The following is a 15,959-nucleotide window of genomic DNA, read 5'->3' on the forward strand; positions in this document are numbered from 1 at the left end:
CAGGGTGCGACGGCACGCCCGACGGAGGCCAGCGGTGTTGCCGATGCGGCAAAAACGGGATGCGTCCCGGCAAGGTCACCGGCGACCATGGGCCCGTGGACGACAATCTGGTGGAACGCTTCGTCGCGGACGGGTTCGTGAAGATCGAGGGAGCGGTCCCGCCACGGGTCGCCGCGGACTGCGCGCGGCTGCTGTGGCGGGAGACGGGCTACGACCCGGAGGACCGCGCCACGTGGAAGGACCCGGTGGTGTGGGTGGGCGGCATGGCCCAGGGCCCGTTCGCGGCGGCGGCCAACTCCCCGGTGCTGCACGACGCGTTCGACGCGCTGGTGGGCGCCGGACGCTGGGAGCCGCGCTACTCGCTGGGCACCTTCCCGCTGCGCTCCCGCACCCCGAGGAACCGGACGACGCCGGGTGGCACATCGAAGGCGGCTACCTCCCCGAGGGCCAGGCGCACTACCACTCCAACCTGCGCTCCCGGGACCGCGCCCTGCTGATGCTGTTCCTGTTCAGCGAGGTCACCCAGGCCGACGCCCCGACCCGGATCCGGGTCGGCTCGCATCTGGACGTGCCCGCGGTGCTCCGGCCGTACGGCGAGGCGGGAGCGTCCTTCCTGGAGCTGGGACCCCAGGTGGCGGCGGCCTCGGCCCACCGCCCCCTCGCCCATGCCACGGGCCGCCCCGGCGACGTCTACCTCTGTCACCCGTTCCTGGTGCACGCGGCCCAGCCGCACCACGGCACCCGGCCGCGCTTCCTGGCGCAGCCCCCGCTGCACCCGGCCGTGCCGTACGAGCTGGACCGGCCGGACGGGGCCTACTCACCGGTGGAGCGCGCGATCCGCCGGGGCCTGGCCGGCGCGGTCTGAACCGCTGCGGTCCGGCCCCGGCGGACGCTCACCCCGCTACGGCAGCGGCGGGTAGGCGTTCTGCATCAGCTGCTGGAACTGGGCGGAGAACCAGTGCCCGGCCAGCGGCGAGTTCGGCAGCGCGCCCGTGGGGTTGTTGCCGTTGCGGGCGTTGCCGCCGTAGGTCGGGTCGCACATCCGGTCGAAACCCTTGCCCTCGTCGTTGGAGATGGCGGAGCTGGCTCCGTCCGACTCCCCCGGGGGCTTGACCCACACGTAGGCGTCGATCCCGGCCGCCGGGGCGGCGGTCGGCCGTTCCCCGAGGCCGGCGCCGCTCTGGTTGCACCAGTTGCCGGCGTGGATGCGCCGGTCGATACGGCTGCCGTTGACGTAGTCGTCGACGGAGGTGAGCGGGCCGGACTTGGTGGGCCGGGCGGAGCCGCCCCAGCCGTTGCGGGAGGTGTCGATCAGCATGCCGAGGTTGCTGTTGAACCCGGATGCGACGAGCTTGTCGCGCAGTGCCTGGGCGAAGGACTGCTCGTCCACGTACTGGTTCCAGTCGACCCACTTCGACTGGCGCACGGTCTGCCCGTTGACGCTGTCGGTGACCTTGAAGTACGGCTCCTTGGTGGCGCTGTAGTTGGCGGTGTTGACGATGAAGCCCGTCACGTCGTTCACGCTGGCGCCGTTGGTGGTGGCGACCTTGTAGAACTCCTGGGCGGTGGGCCCGAAGTTGGAGTCCCAGCCGAGCCACGCGTGGTGGCCGGCGTCGATGTAGTTGTAGACGTTCGGGATGGCGCCCAGCTTGTCGAGGGCGTAGCTGACGCCCTTCTCGTAGTTGCCGTTGGCCTTCATGGTCGCGCAGGCGTCGGTGCTGCCGTCGGTGCCGCCCGCGTTGGTGACCAGGTTGGGCAGCGAGTCCGGCTCGATGACGGTGGCGATGCGCAGGCCCGCGTACTTGGCGTCGGAGAGGATCGACGCGATCGGGTCGATGTACTGCGTCTTGTACTTGTCGATGTCGTTCGGGCCCAGTTCGCCGTTGGAGGCGAGGGCGGAGCAGTCGCGGCCGGGAAGGTCGTAGATGACCAGCTGGACGACGAGTTCGCCCGAGCCCTTCTGCTTCAGTGCCTCGTCCAGGTGGGCGCGCAGGCCCATCCCGCCGTTCACGCCGTTGATGGCGGCGATCCGGTCGAGCCACACGGCGGTGGGCTGGTTGGCGACGCGGCTGCCGCCCGGTTCGGCGGCGGCGTGCGCCGACCACTCCGGGTTCACGTAGCCCTTGGCTCCGCTGTAGGGGTTGTCGACGCGGCTGCCGGTGCCTCCGCCACCGTCTCCGCCGCCCGTGCCCCCACCGGTGTCTCCGCCGGTTCCGCCGCCGGTGCCGCCACCGGTTCCGCCACCGCTGCCGCCGCTGCCGCCGCCGTCGTCCACGTTGCAGGTGACGCCGTCGAGCGTGAAGGTGGCGGGGACGGAGTTGGTGCCGCTGAACGTGCCGTTGAAGCCGAAGCTGACCGTGCCGCCGGTCGCGAGCGCGCCGTTGTAGCTCTCGTTGGCCGCGGTGACCGCGGTGCCGCTCTGGGTGATCTTCGCGTTCCAGCCGCTCGTGACCTTCTGGGTGCCGCCGTACGACCACTTCAGCGACCAGGCCGACTTGGCGGCGCCGTTGTTGGTGAGGGTAACGGCTGCGGTGAAGCCGGTGTCCCACTGGCTCTGGATCTTGTAGTCGACGGCACAGGGTACGGCGGCGAGGGCGGCGTCCGAGCCGCCGGGCAGAGCCGCGAACGCCGTTCCGGAGGCTCCGGCGAGCAGCCCCAGGGCCACCAGCAGGGTTGTCTTGGTACGAGTCATGAGTGCGGGTTCCTTCGGGGTTCCGTGGGATCTACGGGTTGAGGGCGCGCAGATGGTCACGCAGCCCGGCGCCGTACGCGGTGGGAGTGCCGTCGTAGGCGGAGACGAGGGACGGCCCGGAGGAGCAGTCCCAGGTGTTCCAGGTCCAGCCGAGGTAGGACAGGTCGTGGTCGTCGAACCACTTCATGACCCGGTCGGTGAACCCGTGCGAGCAGGTGTTCTCGCCGATCTCCCCGGCCACCAGGGGCACGTGGGCGGCGACCGGGGCGAGGGTGGAGTTCCAGCAGCTCTCGCTCGCGCAGGAGTTGAAGTTGTAGACGTGGTACGCGGCGGCGAGATCGCCGGCCGGGTCGGTGGGCTGGTACGCGGTCCACTGGCCGAGGTCGTTGGAGTACGCCAGGCCGCCGGCCATGATGACGTTCTTGGCGCCGGTGGCCCGGACGCTGTCCACGAGGTCCTGCATGCCGGCGACCTCGTAGGCGATGCCGGGGCAGGTGCCCCCGTCCCGCCAGCACTTCCAGGCGTCCGTGGCGCTGGAGGCCGCCCGGTCCGGATACGGCTCGTTGAACAGGTCGAACACGGCCGCCTTGTCGTCCTTGAAGGTGCTCGCCACCGACGACCAGAACGACGGGGAGTACCGCATGTCGGGCATCGGCTTCTGGCAGGTGGCGTGCACGTCGGAGCAGCCGGCCGAGTTCCCGGTGTACTGGCCGTAGGACCAGTGCAGTTCGAGGACCGGGGTCATGCCGTGCGCCTCGACGCGGGCCGCCAGTTCCTTGACGGCGGCGATGTAGTTGGCGCCGCCGTACTCGGGCTTGACGTTGGACAGGCCGAGCCAGCACTCCTCGTTGAGCGGGATGCGGACCGCGTTGGCCTTCCAGTCGGCGATCGCCTTGATCGCCGCGTCGTCCACCGGCCCGTCCCAGATGCCGTAGCCCTGTACGCACATGAACTCGCCGCCGGACCGGTTGACGCCGAGCAGGCGGCGGGTGGTGCCGTCGGCGTCCACGAGCTTGTTGCCCGAGACCCGCAGCGCGGGCGGGGTACCGCCGGACGGCGGCGGGGTCGTCGGCGGCGGGGTCGTCGGCTCCGAGTCGACGTTGCAGGTCGTGCCGTTGAGCTTGAACACGGCCGGCGCGGGGTTGCTCCCCGACCAGGAGGCGAGGAAGCCGGCGCTGACGCTCGCACCGGTGCCGAGCGCGCCGTTCCAGTCCTCGCCGGCCGCTGTCACGGTGGCGCCGGACTGGGACCACGTGGCGTTCCAGCCCTGGCTGACCTTCTGTCCGCCGGCGAAGTCGAAGGTGAGCTTCCAACCGCTGAGCGCGGCCTGGTTGTTGGTGACCTTCACCGAGCCCTGGAAGCCGCTGTCCCACTGGCCGGTGACGGTGTACTCCACCGTGCAGGCGGGCGTGGCTCCCTGGGCCGCCGCCACCGGCACGACCACGCTCCCGACGAGCGCGACCGCACCGGTGGTGGCTAAAAGTACTGAACGCGGGGGGTGTCGCATGAGCGACTCCTTGCAGCTTGGCGCGCCGTGACGGACGCGTCGACTGAACGGAACCGCTCCCACTGGTGCGAGTGAAGGTAGCGCCAAGTGGCCGGTCTGCCCAGAGGAGTCGCCTGACTTTTCCTCAGCCGGATCCGTCGAATCTTTTCGACTCTTCAAGCACCTTGACCGCTCCGGGCCTCGTCCCCACTATGGGAGCGCTCCCACTGGTTCAAGCCTTGACTTCTCCCGAGCCGCACGCCCGCAAGGAGGAACCAGCACATGGATCCCGGACGTAAGCGCAGAGCCGTGCGCCGGCTGTGGACCGCGGTGGCCGCCGCGTTCGCCCTGCCCCTGACGATGCTCGCCACCGGCACCCCGGCCGCGCACGCGGCGTCCGTGCAGTGCAGCGTCGACTACAAGACCAACGACTGGGGTTCCGGCTTCACCGCCGACCTCACGATCACCAACCGCGGTACCGACGCCATCGACGGCTGGACACTGACGTACGCCTACACGGGCAACCAGAAGCTGACCAACGGCTGGAACGGCACCTGGTCCCAGTCGGGCCAGACGGTCACCGTGAAGAACGCCTCGTACAACGGCACGATCGCGACGGGCGCCGCCGTCTCCACCGGCGCCCAGTTCACCTACAGCGGCGCCAACACCGCCCCCACGTCCTTCGCCGTCAACGGCACCGCCTGCACCGGCGCGCACCAGCCGCCGGTGACCGTGCTGACCAGCCCGAGCGCGGGCGCCGTCTACTCGCAGGGCGAGGCGGTGCCGCTGGCGGCGACCGCGGCGGCGGCCGACAACGCGACCATCGGCAAGGTGGAGTTCTACGACGACACCACGCTGCTGGGCACGGACACGAGCGCGCCGTACTCGCTCTCGGTCCCCAGTTTGACCGTGGGCAGTCACTCCCTGGTGGCGAAGGCGTACGACAGCCTGGGCGCGTCCGCCGCCTCCACCCCGGTCGGCATCACGGTCGCCTCCGGCCCCGCCGTGGTCGCCTCCCCGTCCCAACTCGGCGTCCAGCAGGGCAAGTCGGGCACGTTCTCGGTGAAGCTGTCGACACAGCCGAGCGCGGACGTGACGGTGAGCACGAGCCGCACGGGCGGCAACACCGGGCTGTCCGTGACCGGCGGTTCCTCGCTGACCTTCACCCCGTCGAACTGGAACACCGCGCAGACGGTGACCGTCACGGCGGACTCCTCCGGCACCGGCAGCGCGACCTTCACCGCGTCGGCCACGGGCCACACCAAGGCGACGGTCACGGTCACGGAGCTGCCCGCGTCGAAGGCGTACGACGCCCGCTTCCTGGACCTGTACGGGAAGATCACCAACCCGGCGAACGGCTACTTCTCCCCCGAGGGCATCCCGTACCACTCGGTGGAGACGCTGATCGTCGAGGCCCCGGACCAGGGCCACGAGACCACCTCGGAGGCGTACAGCTATCTGCTCTGGCTCCAGGCGATGTACGGCAAGGTGACCGGCGACTGGTCCAAGTTCAACGGCGCGTGGGACATCATGGAGAAGTACATGATTCCCACCCACGCCGACCAGCCGACGAACTCCTCCTACAACGCCTCCAAGCCGGCCACGTACGCGCCCGAGCTGGACACCCCGAACGAGTACCCGGCGAAGCTGGACGCGTCGGTGCCGGTCGGCCCGGACCCGATCGCGGGTGAGCTGAAGTCGGCCTACGGCACGGACGACGTCTACGGCATGCACTGGATCCAGGACGTGGACAACGTCTACGGCTACGGCAACGAGCCCGGCAAGTGCGAGGCCGGTCCGACCGCCACCGGACCGTCGTACATCAACACCTTCCAGCGCGGCTCGCAGGAGTCCGTCTGGGAGACGGTCCCGCAGCCGACCTGCGACGCCTTCAAGTACGGGGGCAAGAACGGCTACCTGGACCTGTTCACCGGCGACTCCTCCTACGCCAAGCAGTGGAAGTACACGGACGCCCCGGACGCGGACTCCCGTGCCGTGCAGGCCGCGTACTGGGCGGATGTGTGGGCGAAGGCGCAGGGCAAGGGTTCCGACGTGTCCGCGACCGTCGCCAAGGCCGCCAAGATGGGCGACTACCTGCGGTACGCGATGTACGACAAGTACTTCAAGAAGATCGGCAACTGCACGAGCCCGTCCTGCCCGGCCGGCACCGGCAAGGACGCCTCGCACTACCTGCTGTCCTGGTACTACGCCTGGGGCGGCGCCACCGACACCTCCGCCGGCTGGGCCTGGCGCATCGGCTCCAGCCATGTCCACGGCGGCTACCAGAACCCCCTCGCCGCCTACGCGCTCAGCTCGGTCGCCGACCTGAAGCCCAAGTCGGCGACAGGCGCGACGGACTGGGGCAAGTCGCTCCAACGGCAGCTGGAGTTCTACCAGTGGCTCCAGTCGTCCGAGGGCGCCATCGCGGGCGGCGCGACCAACAGCTGGCAGGGCCGGTACGCCGCCCCGCCGGCCGGCGCGTCCACCTTCTACGGCATGTACTACGACTGGCAGCCCGTCTACCACGACCCGCCCTCCAACCAGTGGTTCGGGTTCCAGGCGTGGTCGATGGAGCGGGTCGCCGAGTACTACCAGCAGACCGGGAACGCCTCGGCGAAGGCGATCCTCGACAAGTGGGTCAAGTGGGCGCTGTCCAAGACCACGATCAACCCGGACGGCACCTACCGCATCCCCTCCACCCTCCAGTGGTCGGGCCAGCCCGACACCTGGAACGCGTCGAGCCCCGGTTCCAACAGCGGACTGCACGTCACCGTCGCCGACTACACCGACGACGTCGGCGTGGCCGCCGCCTACGCCAAGACCCTGACGTACTACGCCGCCAAGTCCGGTGACAGCGCCGCCAAGTCCACGGCGAAGGCGCTGCTGGACGGCATGTGGAACAACTACCAGGACAGCCTCGGCATCGCCGTCCCCGAGACCCGCACCGACTACAGCCGGTTCGGCGACAGCGTGTACGTGCCGAGCGGCTGGACCGGCACCATGCCGAACGGCGACGCGATCAGCTCCTCGTCCACGTTCGCCTCGCTGCGGTCCTTCTACAAGAGCGACCCGAACTGGTCGAAGATCGAGACCTACCTCAAGGGCGGCGCCGCGCCCGTCTTCACGTACCACCGCTTCTGGGCCCAGGCGGACATCGCCCTGGCCATGGGCTCGTACGCGGAGCTCCTGGAGTAGACCGGCACCTCTTCCGGGGCGGCCCCCACCCGCACCGGGGGCCGCCCCCCTGTCATGAGAAGAACCTGGTCCACGCCCGCACCGACATCGGCGGCGCCTACCGCCGGCAGGAGCCGACGAAGACGTGGACGCCGCTGCCGGGCTCCGTCGGCTGGAACGAATGAGGCCACACCGGCGTGGTCAGCCTGGCCTCCGACCCGGTCGACCCGGACAAGGTGTACGCGGCCGTCGGGACGTACACCAACAGCTGGGACCCGACGAACGGCGCGGTGCTGCGCTCCGCCGACCGGGGCGCGAGCCGGCGGAAGGCCGACCTGCCGGTCAAGCTGGGCGGCAACATGCCCGGCCGGGGCATGGGCGAACGGCTGGCGATCGACCCGAACCGGAACAAGAACACGCAGCCGGCGGCGTTCACCCTGGGCGGCAAGCCCTGCGCGGCCGGCTGACCTCGCGGCACTGGTGCGGCGGCGGTTCCCGTGGTGTCCTGGTGGTGACGGGAAGGACGCGTTGCAGACGCGGGGAAGCGGCCGGCAGCCGCGCACCGCGCAATCCTGATCCGCGAGAAGCGGGTGACGCCCTTCCCGTCCTGTCGTACCGGGGCGGCCTCGCTCCTCGGGCCGAAGGTCCCGCGTCCGGATCCGTGCGGCCCTGGTCCCCCGCTGATGCGCCTCGCCCGCGAGGTCGCCTTCGAGACCGGCACCCGCCTGTTCGAGGAGGGCCGGCCCGCCGTCATCGAGACCCTCGGGCACGGTGAACCGGTCGGCTGGTCCTGACACTTCCCGCCGTACCTCTGGCACCTCGGCGCCGAGGCGACGAGCCCGGTGCGGGCCTGGGAGTTCGACGCCGGCCCCGTGCGCGCGATGTGCGCGGCGGATCCCGAGTTCGGCCGGGCGATGAGGGACGAGGGACGAGGGCCGTGGGAGGACGGCCCGCGCGCGTCCTGTTCGCAGGCCGTCACCCGGCGGGCAGCGGGACCCGCCAGCTGAGCGTGGTGCCGCCGCCGTCGGGGCGGGTCAGCTCCAGGCGCCCGCCGAGCTTCGCCGCGCGCTCGGCCATGTTGCGCAGCCCGCTGCGGCGGCCGTCGGGCGCGATGCCCACCCCGTTGTCCGAGACGGTCAGGCACACCTCGCGGCCGTCGGTCGTCAGGACCACCTGAGCGCGGTCGGCGCGCGCGTGCCGGGCGATGTTGGTGAGGGCCTCGGAGAGCACCGCCATGACGTGGTCGGCGATCTCGGGCGGTACGTCCGTGTCCACCAGGCCCTCCATGCGCACGCTGGGCGCGAGGCCCAGGACCGGGGCCGCCTCGCCCACCGTGCGCACGACCCGGGCCCGCAGGCCGCCGCCGCTCGCGGCGCCCCCGCGGGTCCGCAGCCCGAAGATCGTCGACCTGATGATCTTGATGGTCTCGTCGAGGTCGTCCACGGCCCGCAGGACCCGCTCGGCGGCCTCGGGGTGCTCGATGAAGCGGCCCGCGCTCTGCAAGGTCATCCCGGTCGCGAACAGCCGCTGGATGGCCAGGTCGTGCAGGTCCCGGGCGATCCGGTCGCGGTCCTCCAGCACCGCGATCTGCTGGGCGTCCCGCCGGCGCTCGGCCAGTTCCATGGCGATCGCGGCCTGGCCGGCGAACCCCCGGAGCATCTCGGTCTCCTTGGCCAGGAAGACCGGCCGGCCGGCCTCGCGGGCCACCAGGACCACCCCGCGCACCCCGCCCTCCCCGGTGCCGATGGGTACGGCCACGGCTGGGCCGAGACCGCCGAAGCGCGGGGGTTCGGACGAGATCCGGGTGTCGTGGTCGACGTCGTCGCTGGAGACCGGGGCCGCGGCGGAGAAGGCCAGGCCCATGAGGCTGTCCCGCAGGGACAGCACGAGTCCGCGGTGTGCCTCCGCCTCCGCGCCCACGGCGATCTCCACGGAGAGCGACCCGGTGTCCGCCATGGGCAGCGCCACCGCCGCCAGGGCCGACCCCGTGATCTCCCGGGCGCGCTCCGCGATCAGCTCCAGGGCCTGTGCGCGCTCGCTGCCGGACATCAGACAGTGACCGATCTCCGCGTTCGCCAGCAGCCAGCGCTCGCGCAGCCGCGACTCCTCGTACAGGCGGGCGTTGTCGATCGCGACGCCGGCGGCGACGGCGAGCGTCGACAGCACCGATTCGTCCTCCTCGTCGAAGTCCACGCCCCCGCGCTTCTCGGTCAGGTAGAGATTGCCGAAGACCTGGTCACGCACCCGGATCGGAACACCGAGGAAGCTGTTCATCGGCGGATGGCCGGGCGGGAAGCCGTACGAGGCGGGGTGCTCCGAGATCTTCGGCAGGCGCAGCGGTTCGGGGTGACGGATCAGCTCGCCGAGGATGCCGTGCCCCTCCGGGTAGGGGCCGATCGCGGCGATCTCCTTCTCGGACACGCCGACGGTGTGGAAGGCCGACAGGGTCCTGCCGTCGGGCCCGATGACGCCGAGGGCGGCGTACTCGGCGTCCACGAGCACGGCCGCGGCCTCCACGATCGAGCGGAGCGCCTGTTCCAGCTCCAGCTCGCGGCCGACGGAGAGGACCGCCTCCAGGAGGCTGTGCACCCGGTCGCGGGTGCCCCGGGCCGCGTCGATCCGGGCCTGCAACTCCTCCAGCAGCTCGTCCAGCCTCAGCTGCGGCAGACGTACGCGGGGTTCCTCCGGGCGCTCCACCACATGCCTCCAGGTCCCCTCGCCGCGCCGGCCCGGCGCCGACGGGTCGTCTCCACGGTATCCGGTCCCGCTCCGGGGGGCGGCACGCGGTACCGGCCCCCGCCCACCGGCCGCGGCCGGGACCATCGGCCGCCGATCGGGGACGTACGGCACTGGCGCAACGGACGGTCCTCGCCGAGGGTGGACCCAGGAGCGGCACCGATCCCCCGCGGTGCCGCTCCGTCGCGTCACCCCGACCGTCCGCCGGCCGGTGCGGGGCCGGGTCCCGGCGGGGCCGGGTCCCGATCGGGCCGGGAGTGGGGCCGTCCGGCCCTTCCGGGAGGCGGCCGGGCCCGGTTCGCTGGTGCCATGCCCGAGAACCACGAGCTGCCCGGGTCGGCGCTCCTCGCCGGGCCCGTCGCGGCACCGGCGCAGGAAGACGGCCCCGGCCCCACGGTGCTGACCCTGCGCGGAGAGATCGACCTGCTGACCGCGCCGGCCCTGTCGGAACGGCTCGACGCGCTCACCGCGCGTCCGTGCCCCGACCTGGTCCTGGACCTGCGCCCGACCGAGTTCATCGACTGTGCCGGGCTGAGCGTCCTGTGCCGGGCGCGCAACCGCGCCCTGGCCCGGGGCGGACGGCTGCGTCTGGTCACGAACAGCGCCCGCTTCCTGCGGATGCTGCGCCTGACAGGCCTGTGGGGCGTCTTCGAGGTGCGGCACCGGCTCCCCCGGCCCGCGCGGCGCGCCGGGTGAGTGGGGCCGATCGGCCCTGGTGCGTACGGCACCGGCAGGTCATGATCGGGCTCAGGGACAGTCCGCAGCCCGCCGTCCCCGGGGAGGAAGAGGTCGCCATGCCCGAGACACGCACCTTCACGGAGCAGGACCCGATCCGGGTCTTCCTGGTGGACGACCACGAGGTGGTCCGGCGCGGTCTGGCCGACCTGCTCGACACCGAGCCGGACATCCGCGTGGTCGGTGACGCGGACACCGCCGGACACGCGCTCGCCCGCGGTCCCGCCCTGCGCCCGCACGTCGCCGTGCTCGACGTACGCCTGCCCGACGGCGACGGCATCTCGGTCTGCCGGGAGCTGCGCGACCGGATGCCGGGGCTGGCCTGCCTGATGCTCACCTCGTTCGACGACGAGGACGCCCTGCTGGACGCCATCATGGCCGGGGCCTCGGGTTACGTCCTCAAGCAGATCAAGGGCTCCGACCTGGTGTCGGCGGTCCGTACCGTCGCTTCCGGACAGTCGATGCTGGACCCGGCGACCACGGCCCGGCTGATGCGCTCCTTGCGGGCCGATCCGGCCGGGAACCCTTCCCTGCCGCCCGAGTTGGCGGGTCTGTCACCGCGCGAACGGGACATCCTGGCGCTGATCGGGGACGGGCTGACCAACCGTGAGATCGGCAAGAGGCTGTACCTGTCGGAGAAGACCGTCAAGAACCACATCTCGCGCCTGCTGGCCAAACTGGGGGTGCAGCGCCGGGTCCAGGCCGCGGTCCTCGCCTCCCATCTCGGCCAACACGGTCCGGACGCGGGCCCGTTGCGCTGAGACGGACAGGACGCGCGCTCGCATCACGGCGTCCTCGCAGGAGCCTGCGCCGGCCTGCGGAAGGCCCTCAGGCTGAAGCGCGGGTCGGGGCGCGGGCGGCCCTGGTCGGGGAGTCCGGCCAGGCGGGCGGCGAACTCCTCGGTGCGCGGCTCACCGGGCGGCAGCAGGGTGAACCAGCCGCGGCGCAGGTCGGCGATGGTGGTGCGGGGGCTGCGCCCCTGCCCCGAGCCGCGGAAGGAGCCGTGTCCGACGGGCCCGAGTCCGTGCCGGGCGGCGTGGGCGGTGACGGTTCCCGCGGCGTCGGCGGCGGGACGGCGCGGACGGGCGGCCAGGACGGTGTCGATGTCGCTGCCGACGTCGTGCGCGGCGGCCTTGTCGACCGTGGTGACGTACACCCCGCCGGGCCGCAGCACGCGGGCGCACTCGCCGACGACCGCGCCGACGTCCTCCGGGTCCAGCAGGTGCAGCAGCCAGATGCTGGTGACCGCGTCGAAGGCGCCGTCCGGGAAGGGCAGTCGGCGGCTGTCGGCCCGCACGATCGCGCCGGGCAGCCGGGCCGACGCCCTGCGGACCATGGCCGGGGTGAGGTCCGCGCCGGTCACCCGCAGCTCCGGGCGGGCGGCGGCGAGCCGCCGGGTGACGATCCCGGTGCCGCAGGCGACGTCGAGGAGACGGCCCGGCCCCCCGGGTATCAGACCGAGGACGGCCCGTGCGGCCTCCTGGGCGCGGGCCTCGCCGCCGCGCGAGGTGTCGTAATCGCCGGCTTCCTTGTCGTAGTCGAGCACATCGCTCAGTGTGCTCCGTGGCCTGGCGCGATGTCCTCCACCCTGCGGGCGAGGGCGAAGTCCTTCGCGGTGACGGCACCGCCGGCGCTGTGGGTGTGCACGCCGAGGGAGACGGTGTTGTAGCCGAGGGTGAGGTCGGAGTGGTGGTCCAGCTCGTCCTGGATGCCGGCGATGTGCACGACGAGGGCCGCCGCCGCGAAGTGGGAGCCCAGCCGGTAGGAGCGGGTGAGGCGGTCGCCGTCCACCGACCAGCCGGGCAGCTCGGCCAGCCGGTCCTCGATCTCCTTCTGCGACAGCGGTTCGACGGCCATGGCCCGGACTCCCTTCACCGCGTGCCCCCCTCCGGGGCGTGGCGGGTACGGGTTCAGCCTGCCACGCCGGCGAGGGGCCCCGGCACACCGACGCGGCCCGGCCACCATGCGCTCGTTCCCCCGCCCCGGCTCCATTAGGGTCGACTGCATGCCTCTCCTCGCGTCCGCTCCCACCGCTCCCGTCGACGTCACCGGCAAGGGCGTCGGCCCGCTGTTGCGCGCCTGGCGGGAACGGCGCCGGATCTCGCAGCTGGACCTGGCCCTGCGCGCCGACTCCTCCGCGCGGCACATCAGCTTCATCGAGACCGGCCGGTCCCGGCCCAGCGAGGAGATGGTGCTGCGGCTCGCCGAGCAGCTCGACGTGCCGGTGCGGGAGCGCAACGCCCTGCTGCTGGCGGCCGGTTACGCGCCGCGCTATCCGGAGACCCCGCTGGACGACCCGGCGCTGGACGCGCTGCGCGACGGCCTGGAGCGGCTCATCCGGGGCTACGAACCCTATCCGGCGCTGGTGGTCGACGCCGGGTACACGGTCGTCGCGGCGAACCGGGGCATCGCCCTGCTGCTGGACGGTGTGCCGGAGGAGCTGATGGTCCCGGTGCCGAACGCGATGCGGCTGACCCTGCACCCGCAGGGGATGGCGCCGCGCATCCGGAATCTGCGGCAGTGGCGCGGGCATCTGCTGGCCCAGATGGAACGGGAGATCGCCCTGCACCGCTCGGACCGGCTCCGCGCCCTGTACGAGGAGGTGGCGGCCTATCCGGTGCCCGAGGAGCCGTCCGGCGGCGAACCGGCCGAGCCCGTGCCGTACTTCGCGCTGCCGCTGCGCATCGAGCACGCCGGGCGGATCCTGTCGTTCGTGTCCTCGATCTCCACGTTCAACACACCGATGGACGTCACGGTCGCCGAGCTCGCCATCGAGACGTTCCTGCCGGCGGATCCGGCGACCGCCAAGTACCTGCACACGCTGGCCGGTTGAGGTTGATTGCCTCGGGCAGGTGTGCGAGACGGCAACACGTGACAGACTGCTCCCCGCGTTGATCGGTGCGCAGGGGAGGGCGTGGCGGTGAGTGAGCGGCGGGCTGCGCCCACCGTGGGCCAGGTGGTGCTGGGCAAGCGGTTGCAGGAGCTGCGGGAGGCGGCGGGCCTGAGCCGTGAGGAGGCCGCCCGGGTCCTGCGGGTGGCGTCGGCGACCGTACGGCGGATGGAGATGGCCGAGGTCGCGTTGAAGATCCCCTACGTACAGGTGCTGGTGACCACCTACGGGGTGCCCGAGGAGGAGGCCGACGCGTTCGTGCGGCTGGCCGAGGAGGCGAACCAGCCGGGCTGGTGGCAGCGGTTCCACGACGTGCTGCCGGACTGGTTCAGCCTGTACGTCAGCCTGGAGGGCGCCGCCCGGGTCATCCGCTCCTACGAACCGCACTTCGTGCCCGGTCTGCTCCAGACCGAGGAGTACGCGCGCGCGGTCATGGAGGCGGGGACGGTCGGGCAGACCTCGCCGGAGACGGTCGAACGGCATGTCTCGCTGCGCATGGAGCGGCAGCGGCTGCTGGAGCGGGAGGACCCGCCCCACCTGTGGGTGATCATGGATGAGACGGTGCTCAGGCGTCCGGTGAGCGTGCGGCCCGAGGTGCTGCGGGACCAGCTGGACCGGCTGCTGGAGTACGCCGTGCGGGACCGGGTCACGCTCCAGATCGCCGAGTTCGCGGCGGGCCCGCATCCGGGGACGTACGCGCCGTTCACGCTGTTCCGGTTCGCCGAGCCGGAGCTGCCGGACATGGTGTTCACCGAGTACCTGACGGGCGCCCTCTATCTGGACTCGCGTCAGGAGGTGGCCACGCACCTGGAGGTACTGGACCACATGACGGCCCGGGCCGCGTCCGCCCAGCGCACGCTGAAGCTGCTGCGGGAGCACCGCGAGAGCCTCTGAGCCCCGGGTGACCCGTACGGGTCTGCGGACAGGTGCGTCCCCGGGGCCGCCCCTAGGTTCTGAGTAGTGCCCGAGGGGCGCGGCCCCCGGCGACGCGGGCGGGCCCGCCCCGACGACGGGGGGCGCGGCCCCCGGCGACGCGGGCGGGCCCGCCCCGACGACGCGAAGGAGGCCCGATGCCCTCGGACGCGGTGCTCTACCAGGCGGCGGCCCTGTGCCTGACCTATCCGGACGACGACCTGGTCGCCCGGCTGCCGCTGCTGCGCGAGGCCGCCCCGCCGCTGCGGGCGTTCACCGACCACGCGGCCGTCACCCCGCGGCGGGAACTGGCCGCGCACTACGAGCGGGTCTTCGACCCCGGGAACCGGCACAGCCTGTACCTGAGCCGGTGGCACGACGGCGGCACCCGCCGGCGCGGGACGTCCCTGGTCCGCTTCCAGGACGTCTACCGCCGGCACGGCCTGGAGTGCAGCGGCGAGGAACTGCCGGACTTCCTGCCTGCGGTGCTGGAGTTCACCGCGCGGACCGGCGACACCAGCCTGCTGACCGAGCACCGCGACGGCCTGGAGCGGCTGCGCACGCGGCTGACCGACTACGGCACCCCGTACGCGGACGTCCTGGACGCGGTCTGCGCCACCCTGCCTGCCGCGCCCGCCGGAACGCCCCCGTGACGCGCCCCGGCCGGGCGGCCGGGGCGCGACGACCACCGGCGGACGATCGCCCCCTGGGCGAGGGCGCGGCAGCCCGCGTGGGGCGGGGGTCAGGCCAGCTCGGCCGTCAGGGTGATCGTCGTACCGGTCAGGGCCTGGCTGACCGGGCAGTTCTTCTTGGCGTCCTCGGCGGCGGACCGGAAGCCGTCCGCGTCCAGGCCGGGCACCTCGCCGCGCACGGTGAGGTGGATGCCGGTGATGCCCTCGCCGGGCTGGAAGGTGACGTCGGCGTTGGTCTCCAGCCGGGTGGGCGGGGTGCCGGCGCCGGCCAGGGCGTGCGAGAGGGCCATGGAGAAACAGCTGGAGTGGGCGGCGGCGATCAGCTCCTCGGGGCTGGTCTTGCCGTTCGCGTCCTGGGCGCGCGAGGCCCACGTGACCGGCTGCTGGCCGATGCCGGAGGAGTCGAAGGTGACGATGCCGTTCCCTTCGAGCAGGTTGCCTTCCCAGACGGTGTGCGCGGTGCGCGTGGTTGCCACGATGCTTCCTTTCGCGAGTGTCGCGGTTCCGGGGTTCCCGGATGTCCCTATCCGATCACATCCGGGCTCATCGCACTCCGAAGACCGGCCCACGGGGCGTGAACGGCGGGTGACGTCCCCGCGGGACCGGAGTCCGAGGACAGTGTGGGGGTACGGCGGTGCGGGC

12 protein-coding genes and 3 pseudogenes are annotated in these 15,959 nt (G+C 72.2%); 9 read left to right on the forward strand and 6 right to left on the reverse strand.

Annotated features, from left to right (window positions below; translation table 11 throughout):
• The first annotated feature begins 95 nt into the window (after positions 1 to 95).
• A pseudogene (locus IE273_RS16140) lies at positions 96 to 865 on the forward strand (phytanoyl-CoA dioxygenase family protein).
• Between the two features lie 36 nt (positions 866 to 901).
• On the opposite strand, the gene IE273_RS16145 reads toward IE273_RS16140, so the two are convergent.
• On the reverse strand, positions 902 to 2,692 hold the full coding sequence (locus tag IE273_RS16145) for a glycoside hydrolase family 6 protein (RefSeq protein WP_189815867.1): 1,791 nt from the start codon (positions 2,690 to 2,692) through the stop codon (positions 902 to 904).
• A gap of 31 nt (positions 2,693 to 2,723) precedes the next feature.
• Positions 2,724 to 4,199: a cellulose binding domain-containing protein gene (locus tag IE273_RS16150; protein ID WP_189815868.1), complete on the reverse strand. Its 1,476-nt coding sequence runs from the start codon at positions 4,197 to 4,199 to the stop codon at positions 2,724 to 2,726.
• Between the two features lie 261 nt (positions 4,200 to 4,460).
• Here IE273_RS16150 and IE273_RS16155 point away from each other — a divergent pair, with 261 nt between their 5' ends.
• The 3 genes and pseudogenes from IE273_RS16155 to IE273_RS16165 all read left to right on the forward strand — a co-directional run bounded on the left by IE273_RS16155 (position 4,461) and on the right by IE273_RS16165 (position 8,359).
• Complete coding sequence (locus IE273_RS16155; protein WP_189815869.1) at positions 4,461 to 7,373, forward strand: glycoside hydrolase family 48 protein; 2,913 nt, start codon at positions 4,461 to 4,463, stop codon at positions 7,371 to 7,373.
• A gap of 56 nt (positions 7,374 to 7,429) precedes the next feature.
• Positions 7,430 to 7,762: pseudogene (locus tag IE273_RS16160) on the forward strand (xyloglucanase); the annotation flags it as partial.
• Positions 7,763 to 8,035: 273 nt separating this feature from the next.
• Positions 8,036 to 8,359: pseudogene (locus tag IE273_RS16165) on the forward strand (cyclic nucleotide-binding domain-containing protein).
• On the opposite strand, the gene IE273_RS16170 reads toward IE273_RS16165, so the two are convergent.
• A complete protein-coding gene (locus IE273_RS16170) occupies positions 8,328 to 10,049 on the reverse strand; it encodes a sensor histidine kinase (RefSeq protein WP_189815870.1) in 1,722 nt (573 codons plus the stop codon). The pseudogene IE273_RS16165 and the gene IE273_RS16170 overlap by 32 nt on opposite strands.
• A gap of 348 nt (positions 10,050 to 10,397) precedes the next feature.
• Between IE273_RS16170 and IE273_RS16175 the strand changes: the two genes are divergently transcribed.
• Together IE273_RS16175 and IE273_RS16180 are read left to right on the forward strand one after the other, a co-directional pair.
• A complete protein-coding gene (locus tag IE273_RS16175) occupies positions 10,398 to 10,784 on the forward strand; it encodes an STAS domain-containing protein (protein ID WP_189815871.1) in 387 nt (128 codons plus the stop codon).
• A 98-nt stretch (positions 10,785 to 10,882) separates the two neighbouring features.
• A complete protein-coding gene (locus IE273_RS16180; RefSeq protein WP_189815872.1) occupies positions 10,883 to 11,584 on the forward strand; it encodes a response regulator in 702 nt (233 codons plus the stop codon).
• 23 nt (positions 11,585 to 11,607) lie between these two features.
• On the opposite strand, the gene IE273_RS16185 is transcribed toward IE273_RS16180, so the two are convergent.
• Both IE273_RS16185 and IE273_RS16190 read right to left on the reverse strand, forming a co-directional pair.
• Positions 11,608 to 12,369 (reverse strand): class I SAM-dependent methyltransferase, encoded by a 762-nt coding sequence (locus tag IE273_RS16185; protein ID WP_189815873.1) that lies wholly within the window; start codon positions 12,367 to 12,369, stop codon positions 11,608 to 11,610.
• A 5-nt stretch (positions 12,370 to 12,374) separates the two neighbouring features.
• Complete coding sequence (locus tag IE273_RS16190; protein ID WP_189815874.1) at positions 12,375 to 12,680, reverse strand: 4a-hydroxytetrahydrobiopterin dehydratase; 306 nt, start codon at positions 12,678 to 12,680, stop codon at positions 12,375 to 12,377.
• Between the two features lie 148 nt (positions 12,681 to 12,828).
• Here IE273_RS16190 and IE273_RS16195 point away from each other — a divergent pair, with 148 nt between their 5' ends.
• The 3 genes from IE273_RS16195 to narJ all read left to right on the forward strand — a co-directional run bounded on the left by IE273_RS16195 (position 12,829) and on the right by narJ (position 15,278).
• Positions 12,829 to 13,656, forward strand: coding sequence for a helix-turn-helix domain-containing protein (locus IE273_RS16195; protein WP_189815875.1), 828 nt, complete (start codon positions 12,829 to 12,831; stop codon positions 13,654 to 13,656).
• Between the two features lie 87 nt (positions 13,657 to 13,743).
• Positions 13,744 to 14,607 (forward strand): Sco1979 family transcriptional regulator, encoded by an 864-nt coding sequence (locus IE273_RS16200; protein WP_189815876.1) that lies wholly within the window; start codon positions 13,744 to 13,746, stop codon positions 14,605 to 14,607.
• Between the two features lie 176 nt (positions 14,608 to 14,783).
• Positions 14,784 to 15,278: a nitrate reductase molybdenum cofactor assembly chaperone gene (gene narJ / locus IE273_RS16205; protein WP_189815877.1), complete on the forward strand. Its 495-nt coding sequence runs from the start codon at positions 14,784 to 14,786 to the stop codon at positions 15,276 to 15,278.
• An 89-nt stretch (positions 15,279 to 15,367) separates the two neighbouring features.
• Here the strand turns inward: narJ and IE273_RS16210 are convergent, their stop codons facing one another.
• Positions 15,368 to 15,793 (reverse strand): OsmC family protein, encoded by a 426-nt coding sequence (locus IE273_RS16210; RefSeq protein WP_014676038.1) that lies wholly within the window; start codon positions 15,791 to 15,793, stop codon positions 15,368 to 15,370.
• Positions 15,794 to 15,959: the final 166 nt, after the last annotated feature.

It is taken from the genome of Streptomyces olivaceoviridis, assembly GCF_014650115.1.
In the GTDB taxonomy this organism is placed as follows: Bacteria; Actinomycetota; Actinomycetes; order Streptomycetales; family Streptomycetaceae; genus Streptomyces; species Streptomyces olivaceoviridis.